Below are 24716 nucleotides of genomic sequence, written 5' to 3'. Positions count from 1 at the left end.
AAGATTTGTTCTCTTTTTGAAGGGGAATAAGAGCTGTTTCTCAAATAGAGTAAGAGTAATGGTATTACTAATAAAATTAGTTTTGATTGTATTCCAAAATATATTACTATTTGACACCATAAGAATGTCTAAATGTTTTTTAAATAAAAAGTAAGATTCACTATTTTTAATTACGAAATATCATTTGCACTTGTTAAAAAAATAAAAAGTATAATGGTTTTTATTAGTATTTTGACCATCCTCTTTATATTTTGAGATTTTTTTTTTAAGAATCAAATTTAAAGAAACTTTAAATCAAAAAAAATACCCCAAAAGGAGTATTTTTTTTTGAAATTGAATTCTAAATAATTCCTTGAAGGGTGCAATTTTTAATCAATTGGGCAGTGTTTTTGGAGTCAGATTTCTTCAGAATGTTGGCGCGGTGTTTTTTTACGGTTTGGTTACTGATACATAATTTATCTGCTATTTCGATATTATTTAAACCGCTTGCAATCAACTTTATAATATCAATTTCTCTTTTAGAAAATTCTTTTAAATCCTGATTTTTTTTATCCGGAATTAGATTCATAAAAGATGGTTCACCATTAAGTCCAATAAAAGAAACCTTGTAGGTATTAAAATTACTTAAATGATCTATTCGAGTATGAATATTTAATGATTTTCCTAGACCGCCACTATCATCTAATGAAAGCATAAGCGATTGATGGTTAAAAATCGCATATTCTCCATTTTTTAACCGAAATCTAAAACTATAACTTACTTTATAGTTTAACATTTTTTCAAAACCCACTTTTTCGTAAAAAAATTCGGTTGAATATTTTTCAGCTTTGGTAACAAAATCAATATCCTCAGGATGAATAGCTCCTAATATATCATTAAAAGAAATTTTTTTGGGATCAAATCCATGAATTTCTGCTATCCTTGGGCTAATATGAGAAAGCGTCATGTCAAAAAAATCTATAATGTAAAAATAAAATGGTCCTGTACTAATTATTGAATTAGTAAGTTCATCAAAAGAAATTTGAGGTTTAGTATTGTCCTTAGCTATTCTGTTTGGGTGCCAAACATTATACAAATTTTGAATTTCTGGAAGCATCGAAATAATATAGGTTTAACAATTTAACATAAAACAATGTTAATTTCAAAAATAAATATAATCCTTCAATAATACACATTGTTTTATGAAATTTAAGCCAATTTTTGTAAGTAAATAAAACATATTAAAAGACTAACTACTATTAATATACGCTTTTATAAATAAATACCTCCAAAATCAAATGACTGTGAAGCTTTATACTATATTCAAATCTATTTAAAAACCCTTTATTTTATTAGTATTTTTTTACTTTACAATTGCTAAACTCCGAAATAAGAAAATTACATTATTATAACTATATTCTTATAAATATGTATGATAATTATTCTTTCGTATGTCTTAATAAAATAGCTTTATAAAATCCTTCTATTTCAATTTGAAAAAGTAGTTTTGTGTTGTAAATCTTTTGCTTTAAAGTTACGCAATTGCCACAAGTGGCAAAACGCTGAAAAATATATATTTCTGCCGTTAAATTGTATAGAAGTTAATAATTAGGACCAGCATTAGTTAAATGAATAATGAAGTGAAAAAAGTGGGAAATGAAGAAATAAGCTGGACTATGTGCCTAGAATGTCAAGGAAGAGGCAAGAAAAGTCGAGGACTAACTAAGAAAGCGCGACTCCACTATCAGATAGCATTAGATCAGTTTAAAAAGACGAATGGCGAGGGGAGTTTTCCTGTCCTTCCTAAAGGGCACCTTCACTCCTGCCCAAAATGTTCCGGATCAGGTTTAATTCCAGCAGCCAATTCTCCTATGGCAGATCAAGAAAACTATCCACACCTTGCCATTATTGGAGGAGGTATTGGAGGCGTAGCTCTTGCTGTCGCTTGTTTGCACCGCGGAATTCCTTTTACACTTTATGAGCGCGATGATAATTTTGAAGCCAGGTCTCAGGGATATGGACTTACTTTGCAGCAAGCAAGTAAAGCAATTGAAGGACTGGGTGTTTTTTCATTAGAGGAAGGTGTGATTTCCACAAGACATGTGGTTCATACTACAGAAGGAAAAGTTATTGGTGAATGGGGAATAAGAAAGTGGATCCAATCGGATGCTAAAACTTTTCAAAAACGTACCAATGTGCATATCTCAAGACAATCTTTGCGATTAGCGTTACTGCAACAACTTGGCGGACAGGATTCGGTACAGTGGGGACATCAGTTAATAGATTTTAAGGAATGTGAGGGCAAAGGTGTTGATCTAAGCTTTCAAGTGGATGGGAAAATCAAGACTGCCAAGGCGGATCTCGTAGTTGGAGCCGATGGAATTCGAAGTTCTGTACGAAGATTACTGATTGGTGATGATAGTAGTCCTTTACGCTATCTCGGTTGTATTGTGATATTAGGCATCTGTCCTTTGAAAGCACTCAAAGGTCTTAATAGTCCATTACTGGATTCGGCCACAGTATTTCAAACTGCCAATGGTAATGAGCGAATCTATATGATGCCTTATGCTTCAGACTCCGTAATGTGGCAATTGAGTTTCCCAATGCCAGAAGAAGATGCTAAGGCGTTAAGTGCTCAAGGACCTCAAGCACTAAAGGAAGAAGCGTGTCGTAGAACTCAGTGGCACAATCCTATTCCTCAAATTTTAGAAGCGACACTAGAAGCACAGATTTCTGGCTATCCTGTGTATGACCGGGAATTACTCGAACCAGGATTATTGTCAAAAACACAGAAAGTAACTCTGATTGGAGATGCAGCTCACCCTATGAGTCCATTCAAAGGACAAGGTGCAAATCAAGCGCTGCTAGATGCACTATCATTGGCTCGCGTGATCTCAAGAGGATGCAGGCCTTTATCTCAATGGAGAAAAGTTGGAATAAGGGAAAGCGTATTAACGGAGTTTGAATCAGAAATGTTAGAACGCAGTGCTACAAAAGTGAATGATTCAGCGGCAGCAGCACAGTTTTTACATTCTGAAATTGTGCTTTATGAGGGTGATGAGCCAAGGGGACGAATTCTAAAGAAAAAAGACGCATAACATAATCCTGTTATCTGCCATTTATAGCTCAGAGGTTTTAAAAAAGTCAAGACATAAAAAAAACTCCATTATTTCTAATGGAGTTTTTTGTGGGCGATGAGGGGTTCGAACCCCCGACCCCCTCGGTGTAAACGAGGTGCTCTGAACCAGCTGAGCTAATCGCCCTAGTACAATTTGGTTATTTTCATTTCCTTATTGCGAGTGCAAATATACAGCTAGAATTCATATCTGCAAGCAGAATTGTAAAAAAAATCAATAAAATATTAACATCATTTGCTTTAACGCTCTATTATAGCACTTTATGCTAAGCATGAAACTCTAGTATTTTTTTGTATTGATTCGTTATAGTCTTACATTTGTGACATAAACAATAGATAATGGCCAGGTTCAAAGAAAACGATTTACCAAAATCAAAAATTACTGCAAGTTCACTCCAAAAAGCAACTGTAATATTTCAATATGCAGGAAATCACCGTTGGAAATTTTATATAGGTTTAATTTTTTTATTATTTACAGGAGCGACTGCTCTTGCTTTTCCTAAATTAATGGGAATGCTTATCGATTGTGTAAAAAACAAAGATAACTCTCAGGCAAATATGATCGCAGGTGGACTAATTATAATCTTATTTCTACAATCTATATTTTCGTTTTTCAGACTGTATTTATTTGTCAATTTCACTGAAAATACATTGGCTAATCTTAGAGTAGCACTTTACAGTAATTTGGTAAAACTACCGATGTCATTTTTTTCGCAAAAGCGTGTAGGGGAATTAAACAGTCGAATAAGTTCTGATATAACACAAATACAAGACACTTTAACGTCTACAATTGCCGAATTTTTAAGACAATTTATTCTAATAATTGGTGGTGTTCTTTTATTGGCAAACGAAAGTATCAAATTGACATTATTAATGTTATCCGTAGTTCCGCTAGTCGCTGTAGCCGCCGTTATTTTTGGACGGTTCATCAGGAAATATTCAAAAAATGTTCAAGATAAAGTTGCCGAAAGTCAAGTAATTGTTGAAGAAACCATGCAAGGCATCAGTATTGTCAAGGCTTTCGCCAATGAGTGGTACGAAATTGCCCGTTACAACGGAAAAATAAAAGAAGTCGTTAAAATAGCTATTAAAGGTGGAAAATACCGAGGCTACTTTGCTTCATTCATTATCTTCTGTCTTTTTGGAGCTATAGTAGCCGTAGTTTGGTATGGCGTTAGATTGAGCATCAGCGGAGAAATGAGCGTGGGACAATTGATTTCTTTCGTATTGTATTCCACATTTGTAGGTGCTTCTTTTGGTGGAATTGCAGAGCTTTATGCCCAAATCCAAAAAGCAATTGGAGCAACGGAACGTGTTTTTGAATTATTAGATGAAACTCCTGAAAAAATTAATTCCATTCAAAATACTGCTGAAGCCCAGAAGATAAAAGGTAATGTTACCTTCAAAAATGTTGCGTTCAGTTATCATTCGAGAAAAGAAATCAAAGTATTGAAAGACGTCAGTTTTACGGCTAATTTTGGTCAAAAAATAGCTATTGTGGGCCCGAGTGGAACTGGAAAATCGACGATTGCTTCGCTTCTATTACGTTTTTATAATATTGATGAAGGAGAAATATTGGTTGACGGAAAAAATATTTATGATTTTGATTTAGAAAGTCTTCGTGGAAACATGAGTATTGTACCGCAAGATGTGATATTATTTGGAGGAACCATCAGAGAGAATATAGCTTATGGAAAACCAAATGCCACCGAAGAAGAAATTGTTACCGCTTCAAAACAAGCTAATGCTTATAATTTTATCGAAAGTTTCCCTGAAAAATTTGAAACTATTGTGGGAGAAAGAGGCATTAAACTTTCTGGAGGACAAAGACAACGTATTGCAATTGCCAGAGCTTTATTGAAAAACCCAAGTATTTTGATTCTGGATGAAGCCACATCATCATTAGACAGCGAAAGTGAAAAACTAGTTCAAGAAGCCTTAGAGATTTTAATGGAAGGAAGAACCAGCATCATTATTGCGCACCGTCTTTCAACCATTCGAAGTGCAGATCAAATTTTGGTTTTGGATAAAGGAAAAATTACAGAACAAGGAACACATCAGGAATTAATAGCTTTAGAAAATGGTATCTATAAAAATTTAAGTAATCTGCAGTTTAGCAATTCTTAAATTTAAACTACATTACCATTATTTTTGGACACTGATAATACGGATTCGCAAAAGCGAAAACACGGACAAAAATTGATTTTCTCATGTTGTTAATACAACTAAAATCAGTTTTCATCCGTGTCTTTACTAAGTAAATCCGTGTTATATTTTAGATTGACTATTTCCCTTTTCTTCTGTTGCGTTCTGTTTTGATCAATGTCAATTCACGACTCGTTTGTCCGGCTACCGAAGTATTTTCTTCAGCACGACGAATTAAGTACGGCATCACATCTTTTACAGGTCCAAAAGGCAAGTATTTAGCGACATTGTATCCATGAGCAGCTAGATTGTAACTGATATTGTCACTCATTCCGTACAATTGACCAAACCAGATTCTGTCATCGTTAGTTTTAATTCCTTTTTCCTGCATTAATTCCATCAACGTATAGGTACTTAACTCATTATGGGTTCCTGCAAAAATAGACATGGTATCTAAATGATCAATCATATAGCGAACTGCAGCATCATAATTTTCATCTGTTGCTTCTTTTGAAGCGCATATTGGCGATGGATATCCTTTTTCTTCCGCACGTGCAATTTCTTTTTCCATGTAAGCGCCACGAACTAATTTCATTCCAATGAAGAATCCGTCTTTTTTAGCTAGTTCGTGTAATTTTTTCAAGTAATCCAAACGATCCCAACGGTACATTTGCAATGTATTGAAAACAATTGCTTTTTCTTTATTGTATTTACGCATCATTTCGGTAACTAAATCATCCGCTGCGTCTTGCATCCAACTTTCTTCTCCATCAATCAACAAGGCAACATTTTTTGCATGAGCATCTTTACAGACTAAATCAAAACGGGCCACTACTCTATTCCATTCTGCTTGTTCTTCTGGAGTTAACGTTTGTTTTTCTCCCAATTTCTCATACAATTCAAAACGACCAAAACCGGTTGGTTTAAAAACTGCAAAAGGAATCGCTTGGCGTTCTTTGGCAAATTCAATGGTTTTTAAAGTCATTTCAAGCGCAGCATCAAACTGCTCTTCTTCCTCTTTTCCTTCTACAGAATAATCTAAAACAGATGAAACTCCTTTAGTGTACATTTTATCAACTACAGAAAGACAGTCCACTTCATTTACTCCACCACAGAAATGGTCAAAAACCGTAGCTCGTATTAAACCTTCCACCGGAAGATTCGCTTTTAGGGCAAAATTAGTAACCGCAGTTCCTATTCGAACTAGAGGCTGATTATCAATCATTTTGAAAAGAAAATAAGCTCTATCAAGTTCCGTATCACTTTTTAATGAAAATGCAACTTGAGTATTATTGAATATTTTTTCCATTATTTGTTAAATTTTTGTACAAATATAGACAGAGTTTTGAATATTATTTAGCAAAAATTGCCTTATTTTGCGGTTCCAATTAATCAATACAGATGCAATCAATTCAAGCCAACAGTTATCCGATTCATTTCAACGAAAAAGGATATGAAGCCTTAAACCTTCATTTGACAGAAAATAAGTATTCCAAACTTTTTATTATTGTAGACAGTAATACAAATGAGTTTTGTATACCAAAATTTCTTCCTTTTTTAGAAACCGATCTTACTATTGAAATTATTGAATTTGATGCCGGTGAAGAAAATAAAAACATTGAGACTTGCGTCCAAATTTGGAATGTGTTAACAGAACTTGGTGCTGACAGAAAAAGTCTTGTAATTAATCTGGGTGGTGGCGTTGTTACAGATTTAGGTGGTTTTGTTGCTTCAACATTCAAGCGCGGAGTTGATTTTATTCACATTCCTACTACGCTACTATCGATGGTTGATGCATCTGTAGGTGGGAAAAATGGGGTTGATTTAGGAAATTTAAAAAACCAAATTGGTGTTATAAATGTTCCAATAATGGTACTTATCGATACGCAATATCTTGAAACGGTACCACAAAATGAAATGCGTTCCGGTCTTGCGGAAATGTTAAAACACGGTTTAATATTTGATAAGGAATATTGGGAACAATTCTTGGATTTAAAATCAATAGATTTTGCTGATTTTGACACGCTAATCTATCGTTCTGTTGAAATAAAAAATGAAATTGTAATACAAGATCCTACTGAGAAAAATATCCGAAAATCATTGAATTTTGGCCACACATTGGGTCATGCCATTGAAAGTTATTTTCTGGAAAATGAAAATAAAACTACTTTATTACACGGAGAAGCGATTGCCATTGGGATGATATTAGAAAGTTACATTTCATTACATAAGAACCTAATTAGTCCAGAAGAGTATTCTCAAATAAAATCATGCATAAAGTCTATATATGACGATATCATTTTTGAGGAAAACGACATCGAACCTATTTTAGATTTACTGATTCACGACAAAAAAAATGAGTATGGTAACATTCAGTTTGCTTTAATAGAAGGTATCGGAAAAATAAAAATCAATCAATCGGTTGAAAATGAATTAATTCTTGAAGCGTTTCAAGATTATAAATCTTAATTATTTTTTATAAAAAGGATTGCATTGCGTATATAATATTTTTTACATTTGCATCAATGAAAAAAAGTCAAAACAAGCGAAATTATAGTTCTAATAAAACCCGAAACAATATGTCTTTTCTGAGAATATTGAAGCGGTTTTATTCTATTAAAGGAAACTTCAGTTTTGACATTTTCCAATATATGAAAGCAGAAAACGAGAAGCTTCAAATCGTTTATGCAAATATCAGAGTTTGAATTTTAGATTAAATTGCATACACTATTTTAATCTATAATTCTAAAAAACAATGAATACAAAATATTCTGATTTAATAAATCAAACCTATTACTTTCCACAAGAAGAATTTACTTTAAACAAAGATAATCTTCAGTTTCACAATATTGATTTGATGAAACTAGTAGAGAAATATGGTACTCCATTAAAATTTACTTATTTACCTCAAATTTCCAACAACATTAACAAAGCCAAAAGCTGGTTTCGTAAATCAATGGAAAAAAACAAGTATGAGGCAAAATATTACTATTGCTATTGTACAAAAAGTTCTCATTTTGAATATATAATGAATGAAGCTTTTAAGAATAACATCCATATTGAAACGTCATCTGCTTTTGACATTAATATAGTTGAAAATTTATTGGCAAACGGTAAAATAAATAAAAGCACGTATGTAATTTGTAATGGTTTCAAAAGAGATCAATATATTGAGAACATAGCGCGACTTATTAATACTGGTCATAAAAATACGATTCCAATTATTGATAATTATGAAGAACTTGATTTGCTTCAAGGTCAGATAAAAAATAAATTCAAAATAGGAATTAGAATTGCCGCAGAAGAAGAGCCTAAATTTGAGTTTTATACTTCTAGATTGGGAATTGGATACAAAAATATTGTTCCGTTTTACAAAAAGGAAATCAAAGAAAATAAGAAATTGGAACTGAAAATGTTGCACTTTTTTATCAATACAGGTATTAATGACAATGCCTACTACTGGAATGAATTAGTAAAATGTATCAAGGTTTATGTGGCATTGAAAAAAGAATGCCCTACTCTTGACGGATTAAATATTGGTGGAGGTTTTCCAATAAAAAATTCCTTGGCATTTGAATATGATTATCAATATATGATTGATGAAATCATCAATCAGATAAAAATAGCTTGCGATGAAGCCGAAGTTGATGTTCCAAATATTTTTACTGAATTTGGTTCATATACTGTAGGTGAAAGCGGCGGAGCTATTTACCAGATATTGTATCAAAAACAACAAAATGATAGAGAAAAGTGGAACATGATTGACTCTTCATTCATCACTACTTTACCAGATACTTGGGCAATTAACAAACGTTTTATCATGCTGGCAGTAAATCGTTGGAATGATGCTTACGAGAGGGTTTTATTGGGCGGAATGACTTGTGATAGCGATGATTATTACAACTCAGAACAAAACATGAATGCTATTTATTTGCCAAAGTATAATAAAGAAAAACCTTTATATATTGGATTCTTTAATACGGGTGCCTATCAAGAAACAATTGGTGGATACGGAGGTTTACATCACTGCCTTATTCCACAGCCGAAACACATATTGATAGACAGAGATGAGAACGGATTTTTAGCAACTGAGGTCTTCTCGGAACAACAAACCTCTGAAGATGTCTTGAAAATATTAGGTTACGACAAGAAAAAATAAATTCACAATAATTCAATTAGTCAATTTAAAAATTCGTTAAATTTGAAATGTTATTTCTGATATAATGGTTTTTAAGTATTTAAATTTTAAAAAATGAGCAAAGGACCAATCAGTCAGTTTATTGAAAAGCATTATTTGCATTTTAATTCTGCATCTTTAGTTGACGCAGCTAAGGCTTACGAACAACAATTAGCCAATGGTGCAAAAATGATGGTAAGCATGGCTGGAGCTATGAGTACAGCAGAGATTGGAAAGATTTTTTCCGAGATAATCCGTCAGGACAAAGTTCATATTATTTCTTGTACTGGTGCAAATCTTGAAGAAGACATCATGAATTTAGTAGCTCATTCTCATTACGAAAGAGTACCAAATTATCGTGATTTGACCCCTCAGGACGAATGGGATTTATTAGAAAGAGGTTTAAATCGTGTTACAGATACTTGTATTCCGGAACATGAAGCTTTCCGTCGTTTGCAAAAGCATATTTACAAAATCTGGAAAGATGCAGATGACAAAGGCGAAAGATATTTTCCGCATGAATTTATGTACAAAATGTTACTTTCAGGTGTTCTTGAAGAATATTATGAAATTGACTTAAAAGACAGTTGGATGTATGCAGCTGCTGAGAAAAATTTACCTATTATTGTACCGGGATGGGAAGACAGTACCATGGGAAATATATTTGCATCGTATGTAATTAAAGGAGATTTGAAAGCTTCTACAATGAAATCCGGTATTGAATATATGGTTTTCTTATCTGACTGGTATCCAAAAAATAGTACCAATGGTGTAGGTTTCTTTCAAATTGGTGGTGGTATTGCTGGAGATTTTCCAATATGTGTGGTACCAATGCTGTACCAAGATATGGAAATGCATGACATTCCATTTTGGAGCTATTTCTGTCAGATTTCAGATTCAACAACCAGTTATGGTTCGTATTCTGGAGCTGTACCAAATGAAAAAATAACTTGGGGTAAATTAGACATTAAAACCCCTAAGTTTATTATTGAGTCGGATGCTACCATTGTAGCACCATTAATTTTCGCTTATTTATTAGATTTATAGAATATTTTTATGAAGAGAGTAATTGTTGATTACGCAAAACTTACCAATGAAATTTTAAACCTATTGGTGGATAAATTTCCAGATGGTTATGATGATTCAAACATTATAAGTTTTAGAAACGCTAAAAATGAATTAGTTGAAGCAGTTGAAGTACGAACTGAAGACACTATTTATTTAGTAAAAGTGAGCACTAAACTTGCTGATAGAATTGAAAATTATGATGAGGATGATGAAATAATCTTAGACGATGTTGTTGAACCAATCAAAGGTCTTGATTTAGATGACGATATTGATGATGACGATGATGAAGACGCTATCGACAAACCAGATTCTGATTCAGGAGATGATGAGGACGATGACGATTCTGACGAAAAAGATTTTTCAGATGAAGACGATGACGAAGATGAGGATTAATTAATCCCATTTAAATATATTTATAAAAAGGAACTCATTCACGAGTTCCTTTTTTTATAACTTTATAATTCTAAATATAAGCCAAAATGACTAATCAAATTTTATATGCCAAACTCAAAGAAAACTTTGGTTTTGAAAAATTCAGACCCAACCAAGAGGAAATAATAAATTGTATTCTCTCTGGGCAAGATACTCTGGCAATTATGCCAACAGGTGGTGGAAAATCAATTTGTTTTCAATTACCAGCATTACTCTTTCCCGGAATTACAATCGTAATTTCCCCGCTTATCGCTTTGATGAAAGATCAAGTCGATGGCTTGAAAGCCAATGGAATTGAAGCGTGTTTTATCAACAGCAGTCAAACCGAAGAGGAACGACAATTTTATATAGAACGCTTAAAATCTAATACAATTAAGTTAGTTTATATTGCTCCGGAAAGCTTATCTTTTCTGGACAATATTTTCAATAGTTTGACCATAAGTCTTATCGCTATTGATGAAGCGCATTGCATTTCATCATGGGGACATGATTTCAGACCAGCATACACAAATCTTGGATATCTAAAAAATCGCTTCCCTTCTACTCCAATCTTAGCTTTAACTGCCACTGCCGATAAAGCTACACGTAAAGACATTAGCGAACAATTAAATCTTAAAAATCCAAAACTATTTGTAGCATCTTTTGATCGGAAAAATTTAAGTTTAGAAGTGCGTCCTGCTTTGGACAGAGTCAAACAAATAATAGATTTCATCCAAGAAAAACCAAACGAATCCGGGATTGTATATTGCTTGAGCAGAAAAACAACCGAAGAACTGGCCGAAAAGTTACAAAAAATAGGCATTAGTGCTAAGGCCTATCACGCCGGTTTAGACAATAAAATTCGCTCGAAAACACAAGATGAATTTATCAATGATGATTGCAAAGTGGTATGTGCAACCATTGCTTTTGGGATGGGAATTGATAAATCAAATGTTCGGTGGGTAATTCACTACAACCTACCGAAAAATATTGAAGGTTATTATCAGGAAATTGGTCGTGCAGGTCGCGATGGTTTGCCATCAGAAACCGTATTGTTCGAAAGTTATGGCGATGTGATACAATTGCAAAAATTTGCTTCTCAAGGTTTAAACGCCGAAGTACAACTGGCTAAATTGGAGCGAATGAAACAATATGCCGATGCGTTGAGTTGTCGCAGAAAAATATTGCTATCCTATTTTGGCGAACTCGTTACAGAAAATTGTGAAAATTGTGATATCTGTAAAAATCCGCCGCTTTTTTTCGACGGATCAATAATTGCTCAAAAAGCATTATCGGCAATTATTTGGTTACAGGAAACCGAACCACTGCCTGTAATTATTGACTTTTTACGCGGTTCAAAAAATGCTTATATTTATGAAAAAGAATACCAAAACCTAAAAACGTATGGCGTTGGTGTTGATCTTTCATGGTATGACTGGAATCAATATTTGATACAATTGATAAATCTTGGGTACTGTGAGATTGCTTTTCATAAGCAAAACAAAATTCGACTTACTTCTCTGGCTAAAAAAGTATTGTTTGAAGGCGAAAAAGTACAACTGACGACGGTTCAGAAAATCAATATCGAGAAGCAAGAAATCAAAGAAACGAAAAACAAAACAGTAGCTAATTCGCTTTTTGAAACCTTACGAAAATTACGTTATGAAATTTCTAAAGAAGAGTCTGTTCCTGCTTATGTAATTTTCAGTGATGCAGCTTTACGCCAAATGGAAACCGAAAGACCGATGAGTGATACCGAATTACTAGCAATTGATGGTGTTGGTAAAGCAAAACTGGAAAAATATGGCGATGCTTTTATAAAAGTTATTCAAGATTTCCAAAAAGCAAAAGGAACTAAAAAGAAAAAAGAAGCCACAACCTACAAAGAAACACTGGAACTTTATAAAAACGGATTTTCTGTTGAGGAAATTGCTCAAAAAAGAAAATTAGGATTAAGTACTATTATGTCCCATTTAGCGAAACTTTATGTTGATGGCGCTGACATAGATTTAGATTCGTTTATCTCAAAAGAAGAAGTATCGCAAATTGCCGAAGCGCAAATAAAACTGGAATCACCTAATGCCTTGAAACCCTATTTTGATTATTTTGAAGAAAAAATAGATTATGGTAAAATCCGATTAGCATTAGCAGTAATAGAAAAAGAGAATGCTGTGCTTTAATACATTTATATGATACAATCCTTTCCTCCTTTTGTAAATTCTCAAACCAAAATTTTGATTTTAGGAACTATGCCTGGCATTGCATCACTGGAAAAACAGGAATATTATGCACACAAAAGAAATCATTTCTGGAAAATAATGTACACGTTGCTGGATAATTTACCAATATCTGAAATCTTCGAAGAAAAGATACAATTACTCCAGGCAAACAACATTGGGCTTTGGGATGTTTTAGAAAATTGCGAAAGAAAAGGAAGCTTGGACATCCATATCAAAAATCAAAAAGAAAATGATTTTGAAACATTATTCAAAGAATTCCCCGGAATTTCGAAAATTGTTTTTAATGGAAAGGAAAGTCATAAATACTTTCTGAAAAAATTTGGGCAAATAAAAGGCATCACGTATTATGTGATGCCTTCTACTAGTCCTGCAAATACTATGTTATTTGACAACAAGCTGAAAATTTGGTTAGCCGGTTTTCAATAAATTATAAATATCTTTCCTGAAAAACCTTTTGATGGTGTTTCTGATGCCCAATCATAATGAAACCGATCGCACGAACCGATACGGCTGCATTCGAAGCAGTTCCAATTCTCTTTAATTGTTCTTCAGATAAACTTTTAAAAAGAAACAAATTCGAATGTCGCACAGCTGAAAATTCAGTTAGCAAATCTTGAATACTTCTATTGGTAGCATGAGTATTGTTTACATAATTATTTTCATCAAAACCTGGTAAAGGCGTTTGGTCATTTCGGGAAATACGCAAGGCACGATACGCAAAAATACGCTCGGTATCTATGACATGCTGAATAATTTCTTTGATATCCCACTTCCCTTCTACATATCTATAATCAAATTTATCCATTGGGATATTTTGAACAAAACGGATAAAATCATGCAATGAAATTTCTAATTCTTCTATCAAATTCACGTCTCTCAAAGCGTTTACATAAGGAGCATAAAAAGGAGCATATTCATTTGTTGGCAATTGTGTTGACATCATTTTTTTATCGTTTAAGCAGAGTTTCTACTAGCATTTGTATTTCCAAAAAGAGAACGAGTCACTATTTTTTCGTACACTTTTATTAACGCTTCATCTGGTTGAGCTTCTTTGTTTAACTCATTAATTCGCAATAAAGCATATTGTTGTATTGTCAACAATGGCAATACAATACGCTCTCTTATTTGTATCGATGCTTTACCATCAGGATAATTTTCCATCAATTCTTTATGGCCCGCAATTTTCAAAAGCAATCGTTTTGTTTCTAAAAATTCGTCATAAATAATTTGCCAAAAAGCACCAAATTGCGGGTCTTTTTTCATGTAAGCTGTCAGTGGGAAAAATGACTTAGCCAATGACATCATACTGTTTTCTAACAAGGTTTTAAAGAATAAAGAATTGTCATATAAATCCTGCACTTTACTCCACTGATTTGTATCTTCAAAATGTTTCAGCGCCGTCCCTACACCAAAAAATCCGGGTACATTTTGCTTTAACTGGCTCCAAGAACCCACAAAAGGAATCGCACGTAAATCAGCAAAATCTAAATGTTCTGATTTACTTCTTTTGGATGGTCGGCTTCCAATATTCGTTTTAGCATAATATTTCAACGTACTCATTTGTTCCAAATACGGAATAAATTTAGGGTGGTTTTTGAAACTCAAATATTTTTCATAACCAAATCCTGCCAATTGATCTAATATATTTTTTTCGTCCAAGGTCAATTCATTTTGTCCTTTGCTAAAAACCTGATTGGTTACACCGGCACTTAATAAATTCTCCAAGTTATAACGACAGGAATCTAAAGTTCCAAAATTAGAACTAATCGTTTGTCCTTGAACTGTAACTTGAATCTCATTGTTTTCAATATTTGGACCTAATGAAGCATAGAATTTATGTGTTTTTCCACCACCACGGGCCGGGGGTCCTCCACGACCGTCAAAGAAAATTGCTTTTACACCATATTTTCTGGAAATCGCAGTAAGTTCTTCTTTTGCCTTATAAATACTCCAATTCGCCATTAAATAGCCTCCGTCTTTTGTTCCGTCAGAGAAACCAAGCATGATGGTTTGTTTGTTGTTTCTACTGGCTAAATGTGCCGCATAAGTTGGATTGGTGTACAATTTCTCCATGATTTCATGCGCATTTTGCAAATCATCAACCGATTCAAAAAGCGGAATAATATCAACTGGAGGATTCTCCCAATTACTCAAACGGAATAACGCAAAGGTTTCCATAACATTCAGCGCGCTTTCATTATTGCTAATTATATAGCGGTTGGCGCCAAATTCACCATTATTTTCCTGAATTGTTTTAATCGCTTGAATAGATTCGATTGTCAAACGAGTCATCTCATTCGGAAAAACAGCCGCATCAAGATTTCCGCTTACATTTGATAAGACCTTTAGCTTATCTTCTTCTTTTAATTCAAAATAATTTTTTGGAAAAACATCAGGATTAGCTTTCAGATAAAATTCAACAACGTCATTAAACACAGCATCATGAATTTTACTATTCTGACGAATATCTAAAGATGCAAAATGAAAACCAAATAAGTTTACTTTTATAAGAAGCGCGTCCAATTCATCTAAATATAACGATTGATGTTGATCAATAACAATTTGTTTTATTTTACTCAATTGCAATTTAAATTCGTCAAGTGTAATAAAGATTTCTCCTTTGGAATAAAATACAGACCTATAAAGTTTTTGTTCCAGTTCAGTAACCAAAGTGTCTACTCCAGAGAAAGTTAGTTTTCTTTTCAAATCCCTCATTTCGATGTAATAACATTTCAAAATCGAAGTTCTCAAGCGTTCCGCTACTTTCAAAGTTATTTCGGTAGTTACAAATGGATTTCCATCACGATCACCACCAGGCCAAAAACCAAGTTTAATCAAAGGATTTTTTATCGAGTTTCCGTTAAAAATATTTTTTTGAAGATAGTGCACCATCTCACCGGAAGTATGATAAAATACATTTTCAAGATACCATATCAAACTTACTGCTTCATCAAAAGGATTAGGTTTTTCGTTTTGAATAAAGGGAGTTTTACCTAATTGAGCCAGTAATTGCTTAATATCAAGCAGGTTGTTTTTTCGAATCGCTTCTGTTAAATCATTGATAATTCCAAGCACAGCTCCAGGATAAAACTGTGTAGGATGCGCAGTCAAAACCGTTCTAACATTGAAATCTTCCAGAAAATCGACCAATTCGTCTTCTTTATCTTTTGCATCTGACTTCTCCTTAATATCCCTCAACGATCCTCTTCCCTCCATATTATTAACAACTGGGAAAGCAGCATCTTCAATAGCATCAAACAGAACAATCTGACGTTCTATATATTGAATAAAACGAAACATGATATCAATTTTCTCTGATTCTGAAGCATTGTGTAAATACCTTTCAGCAAAAAAATCAACTATCTCTTTAGGTGTTTCTTGTTTTTTAAATCCTGTATCACAAACATCTGTAAATAAAGGCAGTAAAGCTCCTGTGTTGTCTATAGATTGAAAGGGCAATGTAATAAACACACTATTGTAAATATTGTATTTAGAAAGAACATCCTGGTTGAAACGTTCAATTTTAGGTAATGTGTACATAGTCTAGTTGTAGTTGGTTTAGTTAATTTTTCATAAAAAAACCCCAAGAATTAACTTGAGGTTATATTTATATATAGCGCATTCAAGATTAATTACATATTTTTGAAAATAGTATGCATCAACCGCTTCTTATCATTTATGCTTTCCTCCAGTGAGATCATCGTTTCAGTTCTGTAAACTCCATCAATATCGTCAATCATAAAGATAACATCTTTAGCATGCTTAGTATCTTTTGCTCTAATTTTACAAAAGATATTAAATTTTCCAGTAGTGACAGAGGCTACCGTTACAAAAGGAATTTCATTGATTCGTTCCAAAACAAATTTTGTTTGTGACGTATTGTTTAGAAAAACACCTACATAAGCGATAAAAGAATATCCCAATTTGTCATAATCAAGCACTAATGAAGATCCCATTATAATACCGGCGTCCTCCATTTTTTTAACTCTGACATGGACAGTTCCTGCAGAAATCAATAATTTTTTTGCAATATCCGTAAATGGAACTCTTGTATTGTCTATCAACATATCTAAAATCTGGTGATCTACTTCATCTAAACGAAATTTACTCATAACTCTTTAATTAATATTATTAATTGCTTTAACAAAGCATAAAAATATACATAAAAACAATAAAAAGACATAAATATTATATTTTTATCATTCCGTTAACAATTTTTATGTTATTATCTAAATAAAAATCAGCTTTTTGGTTTAATTTAGGAATATTACCAAAATCATCTTTATATAAAGCTCCTTTAGCATCGTATTCAAAATGACCAAAATAATTTTCTAAATCCCCTATTTGTGAAACATAGGCATTAAAACAAACCCGATTTTCAATTAACTCCTCTTTGTATTGTGATGCAAAATTGGTGATTATTTCGATACCATCATAATTTATTTTGATGTTTTTATACATAAAATCATAAAAAACGACTTTATTTTGAGGAATATTCAAATATTTATTAATTCCGTTGCTAACTATAACGTTTTCGCAAAGTGACGTGAAACTTGAAATTAGCGCCATAAAAACGTATTTACGAGTTTTTTCTCTTTCATAATCATTAGCAAAATGCCCCGCTTCAAACAATAATGTAGGTACACCCAAATATTGAAACGTATCACCAATGCAGTTTATATTGAAAGAATCATCAAAACGACCTATTTGGTTCGGTAAATACTTCTGAAGCTCTTCATTTATGCTCGCAATCAAATTAATAGCCTTTAATCTCGATTCATTTATTTCTCGTTCTTCATTATAGGACGGCGCTAAAAATGATAATGTAGCAGGTTTACCAGTATCGCTTACGCCAAAAATAGTACGCTGATCATGAAGATTAAAGCAATAATCGGGTTTAAAAAACTCAAAAGTCTCTCTTAAAAGCTTACTTTCTGGCTGCGTAAGCGCTTGCGAATCGCGATTTAAGTCTACTTTGTTAGCATTTTCTCTGGTATATAATGTTGCACCATCAGGATTCAACATAGGAATACTACAAAAAGTAAATGCGTTGAGTAATTTCTGTGCTAATTCCGAACCACTATGTAATAGATTCAAAAAGTCAAATAGTGCTTTTGTAGTTGTACTTTCATTTCCATGCATTTGCGACCAAAGGAAAATTCTAGTTTTACCTTCTCCTATTTCATACGAATAAATCGACTTTCCTAAAACTGATTTTCCAATAATTTGAAGTTGATTATTGGTGTTTAATTTTTGCAATAATGGTTCAATAGAATCTAAAGTAATGTAACGACCGTGAATAGTTTCTTCTTTATATTGACTGAATAATTGTTCTAAATCCATGATGTTTTATTTGATTTACAAAAGTAAACATCTTTATATTTACATTTGTAAACTATTTAAATTCAAAATATTTCAATGATGTAAACAATATTTAGCGGTTAGACTCTGTTAACTCACTTCTTATAATTGACAATTGTTATCTATGTTTATAATATTAGTTTAATATTTAAATATCAATTAGTTATGTATATTTATATCGTTTTATACTTTATGTTATTTAATATAATATATGCTATTTACAGTTGTAATTTTGGTGTTTTAATCTATTTTGATTACATTTGTAAATAGTTAATTTTTAATATTAATTTACAATGGTAAACATAGAGGATTTTATAAAAAGATTAGAAATTATACTGGATTACTACAGTTTGAATGCATCTTCTTTTGCTGATAAAATTGGTGTACAGCGCTCTAGTTTGTCTCACCTACTTTCAGGAAGAAACAAACCGAGCTTGGATTTTATTCTTAAAATATTAGAGGTTTTTCCTGATGTAGATTTGTATTGGATTTTAAATGGAAAAGGAAATTTTCCTAAAAATTCACAACAGTCAGACAAAAAAGAAAATAATGTTGAGCAAGTTATAAAACAAAATATTCCTGCTCCTTCTTCTGCTGAAATAATATCTGAGAATTTATTTTCCGAAATTAAAATTCCATCTGTGATCCCAACTTTGGAAACAAAAAAAATAGAAAATCAAAATAGCCCTAAAGAATCCAATTCTACTGAAATAGATAAAATTGTTATTTTTTATAAGAATGGAACTTTTAAAAGTTATGTTCCCGATTAAAAAAATAACCCCATGTCGGAATTTCGAAATGGGGTTCTCTTATATTATTTTCATGAATCAATTATTTTTACAATAAATTGAATTTATTTTTTACACTATTATTTATTCAAATGAATATCCTTTTTCTGGGATTTTACCTTTTACACCTTTATAGTGTTTCTTCAAAATTGCCATATCACTTTCGATATCTCCAGTTGGTGAAACTGGATTTCCTAAATTCACTTCTTTTCTTCCAAAATCAAATGTTACAGGAATTATAGGAACATTTGCTTTTAAAGCGATATAATAAAATCCTGTTTTTAATTCGGTAACTTTTTCACGGGTTCCTTCTGGAGCAACAGCCAAACGAAAAATTTCTTTTCTTTGAAAAATAGCAGCAATAGAATCCACTTTATTCAGACCGCCGGAACGGTCCAGTGGTTCGCCGCCCATATATCTAAAATAAAATCCGAAAGGAAAACGAAACAATTCCTTCTTACCCACCCAGTTCATTTCTAATCCGGTTATTCCTCTGGTGAAAATTCCCAAATAAAAATCATGCGCACTTGTATGCGGCATCACCATCATGACGCATTTTTTAATATTTGCATCAATTCCTCCAACTATTTTCCATCCCATGAATCTGAAAAATATCCATTTGTAAAATTGTTTCTTCATTCTTTCTTATTTCGCACAAAATAAATAATTTAAATCTTATTTTTGAGTAAAACTGTCACTAATGATTAAAAAAATATTCAGTTATCTCATTCCAATAAAAATTTATGAAACAAAATCTTCATTGAGCAAATCGATTGAAGTAACTTGGACTAATGGTGAATTAGTTTTAGACTCAGAAAATGCTAATTATTCGTATGGCAGTTTACAACGCATTTTAAGATTGGGGTTAAAAAATATTGGCTATGAAAAAATAGTTCCCATGAAACATATTCTTGTTTTGGGAGTTGCCGGCGGAAGCGTTATCAAAACGTTGGTGGACGAAATAAAATACAAAGGAAAAATTACCGGAGTTGAAATTGATCAAGAAATAATTAAAATAGCCAACACCTATTTCAAGTTAGACGAAGTAAAAAATCTTGAAATTGTAATTGATGATGCTTTCGAATTTGTTCTAAAAACCAAAACCAAATACGATTTAATTATTATTGATATTTTTCAAGATACCACAATGCCAAATTTCTTATTTGAAACTTTTTTTATTAATAGAGTTTGCTCTCTTTTAAAAAGTCATGGTTTTATACTTTTCAATACCATGTTATTGAATGAAAGTCAAAATTTAAGAAATAAAAAATACGTTTCCGAGTTTTACAAAGATCAATTTCAGATTAAGACTATTCCCAGACTTGAAGTTCATAACGAGCTCATTTTAATTGAAAAGCTTTCCTAAAAAAAAACACTAGTTTTACCGCGAATTCGCAAATATTATTCAATAAAATTTAAATAAATAGTGAATTCGCGGTTGATTTTAAAGCATCTCTCTCGCTCTTTCTAAATCCTCCGGAGTATCAATTCCGATTCCGACATGAGTCGTTTCCACCATTTTAATTCGTTTTCCAAATTCCAGATAACGCAATTGTTCCAATTTTTCGGATGCTTCCAAAGATTGCATTGGTAAACTGTAAAAATCCAATAATGCTTGTTTTCTAAAAGCATAAATCCCGATGTGTTGCATGTAGCGAACACCCACATTTTTCTCTCTTGGATATGGAATTACCGAACGTGAAAAGTATAATGCAAATCCATTTTGATCCACGACCACTTTTACATTGTTGGGATTATTGATATCTTCTTCATTAGTGATTTCGCGCATTAAAGAAGCCAAATCTACTTTTTTATCCAAATCATTTCTAAAAACTTCAATGACTTTTGCCAACGGTTCCGCATCGATAAATGGTTCGTCTCCTTGCACATTAATCACAATATCAACGTCCAGATTTTCGACTGCTTCTGCAATTCGATCACTTCCTGATTCGTGTTCTTTGATGCTCTTGATGGCTTTTCCACCGTGAGAAAGGATTTCGTCATAAATTAAATTAGAATCTGTTACCACAAAAACATCATCAAACAATTGCGTATTTATGGCTGCTTCATAGGTTCTTAAAATGACCGTTTTACCTCCCAAATCCTGCATCAGTTTTGCGGAAAATCGTGTCGAAGCATAACGTGCGGGGATGACTGCTATTATTTTCATTTTATATGGAATTGCTAAAGTGCTAAGTTAGTATGTTTTTAGGATTTACAAAATTGTTCTCAATCCTTAAATTTGCTTGGTGATATTCCAGAAACTAATTTTACGCCTGATTGTAAAACCCAACTTCTCGTACAATTGTATTGCACCTTTATTGTCTTCAATCACATGTAAATAAGGAGTTTTATTTTGCTTATAAATTTCATTTACGGTATGGACCACTAATTGTTTGGCGTATCCCTTTCCGGTATGATTGGGATGTGTGACTACTGCGCTTACTTCAATAAAGCCATTCATTTGCATGCGCTCACCAGTTACGGCAACAAGTTCACCATTTTTGAAAATACCATAATAATTACCTAATAAAGCGGTTTTCTTTTTAAAATATCCCGGTTGCACCAAGTTCACCAACTCATATAAAGCATCAATATGTTCGTCAGTCAGTTTTATGATTGGGTCATTAATAGCAATGTCGATTGGATAGCAAACAATCATTTGAAGACAAACCAATTCTTTATTTAACTTCAATAGATTTGAAAGTTCCGGTTTTTCTCCAACAATAAAAAAACTATCAACCATCTCAGAATATTCATCGATAGACTTTGCAATCGCATTTCCCTTTTCAAAACCGCCAAACGGACAATAATCCGGATGATAGAATTTTACACTGCCATAATCTAGCGCAAAACTTTGATGCGTTTCTGATAACGAAAACCAAACTGGATTATCTAATTTTTTATCATCTTGTGTTTTCACAATAAGTAGTTTTTGAGGGGTTGGTGATGATATTTTATTTTGTATTCACTAGGAAGATGCTCGCGCTAGCTGGGGATTTTAGTTTATAAAATTAGTAAGAAACTGGATTTAGTGAAACCTGTTTTGTTTGAAAATTTTTTATTTTATTTCTAAGAGGTTTTTCAAAGTATAAATAACTTATCGATGATATTGCAATTAGAACTAATAACCTAATAAAAAATGATATACTAAAATCCGATTCTTTATCAATTCTAAAATATTTGTTCATTCTGTAATCTGATAATATATCCCAAATAGGTTTTTGCAGTATATACATCCCAAAACTAATTTCTCCTAAAAAGACAAAAATATTTTTACTAAATAATTTAGTCAATTTATCTGTACTTAATGAAAGGAAAAGAATAAAAGGAACAAATATTATAGAGAGCAATCCATTATGATAATTAAGCCCGAATGGAAATTTCAATAATAAAAGTAAAATTAAAAGCGTAAATAAAATATGTACAGAATAATTTTTTCTTTTTTCTTTTAATTCATAGATGAAATACAATCCAGCTAAATTTCCAATTAAAAATTCGTTAAAATGCATCAAAGGATTGTAATGTAAATCTTTAGAACTATATATTGGAATTGTTATCAGATCAGTTTCTACAATTAAGTAAAATATAACTTGACTGATTAACCAAAATGATATAATCCAAATTGCAATATTTTTTAAAGTAAATTTTTTAAAAATAAGATTAAACAATAATGGAAAAGAAAAGTAAAAAAATAATTCTACTGATAATGACCATCCAGGAAAATTAATCGTTAGCGCTTTTTCTGGTATCCACGCTTGTAACATTAAGATATTTAAAATTAAATCAATACTTAATCTTTCTTTGAATAATATTAGAAAAATGGCTAATAAATATACAGGATAAATACGAGCTAATCTATTTTTAACATATTGAAAAAAGTTTATATTTTTTTTATCGTTATAAGCTATAATCATTACAAAGCCTGACAAAATAAAAAAGTAACTAACACCAATATTTGCTTGTTTAAAAATAAATGATACATATTCATTATTGAACAAAAAACAATTTTTTCCATAATGAAAAATAATAATGGAAAGAGCGGCTATAAATCTAGTAAATGTTAATTGATCAATTCTCAATGTTAAATATTTTATTAGTTTTTAAATAATTTGTGGATAGTCCAAATATAAGATTTATTTCACAAAACATTCCTACATAATCTTCACCGAAGTCATACTCAAAGAACCCCCCAATAACTTATCATTAAATAAACTGAGTTCTCCGGATTTTCCTTTTAATCCTAAAGTGTAAATCAAAGGTAAATAATGCTCTGGCGTAGGAATCGCTAATTGAAACGCCTTGCTTTGTTTTTCAAAATCAATCAATGGTTGAAAATTTCCGTCCAATAAATAATTGTTTACTGATTCCCTTGCTTCAATTGCCCAATCATAACCGTAATTATCTTTATCGAAATTCTGAAAATCGACCAACCTTAAATTATGCACAATATTACCGCTGCCTACAATCAGGATTCCTTTGGTTCGCAACGCACTTAGTTTTTGAGCCAACTCAAAATGGTATTGCCCGGATTTTGTATAATCAATACTCAACTGGATCACGGGAACATTAGCTTCTGGATATAAATGTTTAATTACACTCCACGCTCCGTGATCCAAACCCCAATGTTCGTCCAGCTCTACTTCTACCGGAGTCAACAATTGTTTGGTTTCTATCGCTAATTCCGGACTTCCTTTTGCAGGATATTGCACGTCAAACAACGCTTGCGGAAAACCTCCAAAATCGTGAATCGTTCGTGGCATTTCCATTGCGGTAACCTTTGTCCCTTTGGTATACCAATGCGCCGAAATACACAAAATGGCATTTGGTTGCGGTAACGTTTTTGCCAAATTTCTAAAACCCGTCACAAACTGATTTTCTTCAATTGCATTCATCGGGCTTCCGTGTCCCAAAAACAAAACCGGCATTTTTTCGGTATTCGAAAAAGAGCCAGATATTTTATGTAAGTCGTTTAATGTGTTCATGTGAATGAAATTTATTTATTCTAGTTATCAGCTCGTTCTATTAAATCCCAAAGATTGCCGTAAATATCAGCAAAAACAGCTACTTTGCCATACGCTTGTAGGATAGGTTCTCTAATAATTTCAACTTTATTATCCAATAAATTTTGGTAATCTCTTTCAAAATTATCAGTGTTTAAAAATAGAAATACGCGTCCACCAGTTTGATTTCCTACTTTTTCTGACTGTTCTTTATTTGCCGCTTTAGCCAGAAGTAAACTAAATCCAATGGCACCTTTTGGCGCAACCAAAACCCATCGCTTTGTATCAGTTAAAATGGTATCCTCAATTAAATCAAAATGTAATTTTTGAGTATAAAAAGCTATCGCCTCATCATAATCAGCAACAACCAAGGCAATGTGAGCTATTCTTTGTTTCATTATTTATAAA

Annotated in this window: 22 protein-coding genes and 1 tRNA gene; 10 read left to right on the top strand and 13 right to left on the bottom strand. The window is 32.3% G+C overall.

Features of this window, described 5'->3' with window-relative positions; all coding sequences use genetic code 11:
- Positions 1-340: 340 nt before the first annotated feature.
- Positions 341-1096, bottom strand: a complete 756-nt coding sequence (locus ACXX80_RS12475; protein WP_458553475.1) for a LuxR C-terminal-related transcriptional regulator — start codon at positions 1094-1096, stop codon at positions 341-343.
- Between the two features lie 511 nt (positions 1097-1607).
- Between ACXX80_RS12475 and ACXX80_RS12470 the strand changes: the two genes are divergently transcribed.
- The gene (locus ACXX80_RS12470; protein ID WP_458553474.1) at positions 1608-3077 is read left to right on the top strand and encodes an FAD-dependent oxidoreductase; all 1470 of its coding nucleotides are present in this window, start codon (positions 1608-1610) and stop codon (positions 3075-3077) included.
- 90 nt (positions 3078-3167) lie between these two features.
- Here ACXX80_RS12470 and ACXX80_RS12465 read toward each other — a convergent pair.
- Positions 3168-3242 (bottom strand) — tRNA-Val (locus ACXX80_RS12465).
- 212 nt (positions 3243-3454) lie between these two features.
- Between ACXX80_RS12465 and ACXX80_RS12460 the strand changes: the two genes are divergently transcribed.
- Positions 3455-5242 (top strand): ABC transporter ATP-binding protein, encoded by a 1788-nt coding sequence (locus ACXX80_RS12460; RefSeq protein ID WP_458553473.1) that lies wholly within the window; start codon positions 3455-3457, stop codon positions 5240-5242.
- Between the two features lie 157 nt (positions 5243-5399).
- On the opposite strand, the gene ACXX80_RS12455 is transcribed toward ACXX80_RS12460, so the two are convergent.
- Positions 5400-6569 (bottom strand): proline dehydrogenase family protein, encoded by a 1170-nt coding sequence (locus ACXX80_RS12455; protein ID WP_417952415.1) that lies wholly within the window; start codon positions 6567-6569, stop codon positions 5400-5402.
- A 92-nt stretch (positions 6570-6661) separates the two neighbouring features.
- Between ACXX80_RS12455 and aroB the strand changes: the two genes are divergently transcribed.
- The 6 genes from aroB (at position 6662) to ACXX80_RS12425 (ending at position 13582) form a co-directional block, all read left to right on the top strand.
- Positions 6662-7729 carry a 3-dehydroquinate synthase gene (gene aroB / locus ACXX80_RS12450; RefSeq protein WP_458553472.1) on the top strand — a complete coding sequence of 356 codons (1068 nt, stop codon included), beginning with the start codon at positions 6662-6664 and terminating at the stop codon, positions 7727-7729.
- 286 nt (positions 7730-8015) lie between these two features.
- The gene (locus tag ACXX80_RS12445) at positions 8016-9419 is read left to right on the top strand and encodes a type III PLP-dependent enzyme domain-containing protein (RefSeq protein ID WP_315209746.1); all 1404 of its coding nucleotides are present in this window, start codon (positions 8016-8018) and stop codon (positions 9417-9419) included.
- Positions 9420-9512: 93 nt separating this feature from the next.
- The gene (locus tag ACXX80_RS12440; protein ID WP_073208830.1) at positions 9513-10484 is read left to right on the top strand and encodes a deoxyhypusine synthase family protein; all 972 of its coding nucleotides are present in this window, start codon (positions 9513-9515) and stop codon (positions 10482-10484) included.
- A 9-nt stretch (positions 10485-10493) separates the two neighbouring features.
- On the top strand, positions 10494-10898 hold the full coding sequence (locus ACXX80_RS12435; RefSeq protein WP_417952413.1) for a DNA primase: 405 nt from the start codon (positions 10494-10496) through the stop codon (positions 10896-10898).
- 86 nt (positions 10899-10984) lie between these two features.
- Positions 10985-13096 carry a DNA helicase RecQ gene (gene recQ / locus ACXX80_RS12430; protein ID WP_458553471.1) on the top strand — a complete coding sequence of 704 codons (2112 nt, stop codon included), beginning with the start codon at positions 10985-10987 and terminating at the stop codon, positions 13094-13096.
- A 9-nt stretch (positions 13097-13105) separates the two neighbouring features.
- Positions 13106-13582 carry a DNA-deoxyinosine glycosylase gene (locus ACXX80_RS12425; RefSeq protein WP_458553470.1) on the top strand — a complete coding sequence of 159 codons (477 nt, stop codon included), beginning with the start codon at positions 13106-13108 and terminating at the stop codon, positions 13580-13582.
- Position 13583: 1 nt separating this feature from the next.
- Here the strand turns inward: ACXX80_RS12425 and ACXX80_RS12420 are convergent, their stop codons facing one another.
- From ACXX80_RS12420 to ACXX80_RS12405, 4 genes are all read right to left on the bottom strand, one after another.
- Positions 13584-14099 carry a DinB family protein gene (locus ACXX80_RS12420; RefSeq protein ID WP_458553469.1) on the bottom strand — a complete coding sequence of 172 codons (516 nt, stop codon included), beginning with the start codon at positions 14097-14099 and terminating at the stop codon, positions 13584-13586.
- Between the two features lie 11 nt (positions 14100-14110).
- The gene (locus tag ACXX80_RS12415; RefSeq protein WP_458553468.1) at positions 14111-16696 is read right to left on the bottom strand and encodes a phosphoenolpyruvate carboxylase; all 2586 of its coding nucleotides are present in this window, start codon (positions 16694-16696) and stop codon (positions 14111-14113) included.
- Between the two features lie 92 nt (positions 16697-16788).
- On the bottom strand, positions 16789-17268 hold the full coding sequence (locus tag ACXX80_RS12410; protein WP_072943262.1) for an Lrp/AsnC family transcriptional regulator: 480 nt from the start codon (positions 17266-17268) through the stop codon (positions 16789-16791).
- Positions 17269-17344: 76 nt separating this feature from the next.
- Entirely contained in the window at positions 17345-18499 is a 1155-nt protein-coding gene (locus ACXX80_RS12405) for a M14 family metallopeptidase (RefSeq protein ID WP_458553467.1), read from the bottom strand.
- A 311-nt stretch (positions 18500-18810) separates the two neighbouring features.
- Here ACXX80_RS12405 and ACXX80_RS12400 point away from each other — a divergent pair, with 311 nt between their 5' ends.
- A complete protein-coding gene (locus tag ACXX80_RS12400; RefSeq protein WP_458553466.1) occupies positions 18811-19287 on the top strand; it encodes a helix-turn-helix domain-containing protein in 477 nt (158 codons plus the stop codon).
- Positions 19288-19389: 102 nt separating this feature from the next.
- On the opposite strand, the gene ACXX80_RS12395 is transcribed toward ACXX80_RS12400, so the two are convergent.
- Positions 19390-19944, bottom strand: a complete 555-nt coding sequence (locus ACXX80_RS12395) for a 1-acyl-sn-glycerol-3-phosphate acyltransferase (protein ID WP_458553465.1) — start codon at positions 19942-19944, stop codon at positions 19390-19392.
- 61 nt (positions 19945-20005) lie between these two features.
- Between ACXX80_RS12395 and ACXX80_RS12390 the strand changes: the two genes are divergently transcribed.
- Positions 20006-20671: a spermidine synthase gene (locus tag ACXX80_RS12390; RefSeq protein ID WP_458553464.1), complete on the top strand. Its 666-nt coding sequence runs from the start codon at positions 20006-20008 to the stop codon at positions 20669-20671.
- 78 nt (positions 20672-20749) lie between these two features.
- Here the strand turns inward: ACXX80_RS12390 and kdsB are convergent, their stop codons facing one another.
- From kdsB to ACXX80_RS12365, 5 genes are all read right to left on the bottom strand, one after another.
- On the bottom strand, positions 20750-21475 hold the full coding sequence (gene kdsB, locus ACXX80_RS12385; protein WP_458553463.1) for a 3-deoxy-manno-octulosonate cytidylyltransferase: 726 nt from the start codon (positions 21473-21475) through the stop codon (positions 20750-20752).
- A gap of 66 nt (positions 21476-21541) precedes the next feature.
- Positions 21542-22228: a GNAT family N-acetyltransferase gene (locus tag ACXX80_RS12380; protein ID WP_458553462.1), complete on the bottom strand. Its 687-nt coding sequence runs from the start codon at positions 22226-22228 to the stop codon at positions 21542-21544.
- Positions 22229-22319: 91 nt separating this feature from the next.
- Positions 22320-23387: an acyltransferase family protein gene (locus tag ACXX80_RS12375; RefSeq protein ID WP_458553461.1), complete on the bottom strand. Its 1068-nt coding sequence runs from the start codon at positions 23385-23387 to the stop codon at positions 22320-22322.
- A gap of 72 nt (positions 23388-23459) precedes the next feature.
- Positions 23460-24290 carry a 4,5-DOPA-extradiol-dioxygenase gene (gene ygiD, locus ACXX80_RS12370; RefSeq protein WP_458553460.1) on the bottom strand — a complete coding sequence of 277 codons (831 nt, stop codon included), beginning with the start codon at positions 24288-24290 and terminating at the stop codon, positions 23460-23462.
- 20 nt (positions 24291-24310) lie between these two features.
- Positions 24311-24706 carry a VOC family protein gene (locus ACXX80_RS12365; RefSeq protein ID WP_458553459.1) on the bottom strand — a complete coding sequence of 132 codons (396 nt, stop codon included), beginning with the start codon at positions 24704-24706 and terminating at the stop codon, positions 24311-24313.
- Positions 24707-24716: the final 10 nt, after the last annotated feature.

Source organism: Flavobacterium sp. GNP002 (assembly GCF_054343795.1).
The sequence above is the reverse complement of the archived record's forward strand: the minus strand, read 5'-3'. Positions and strand labels throughout refer to the sequence as shown.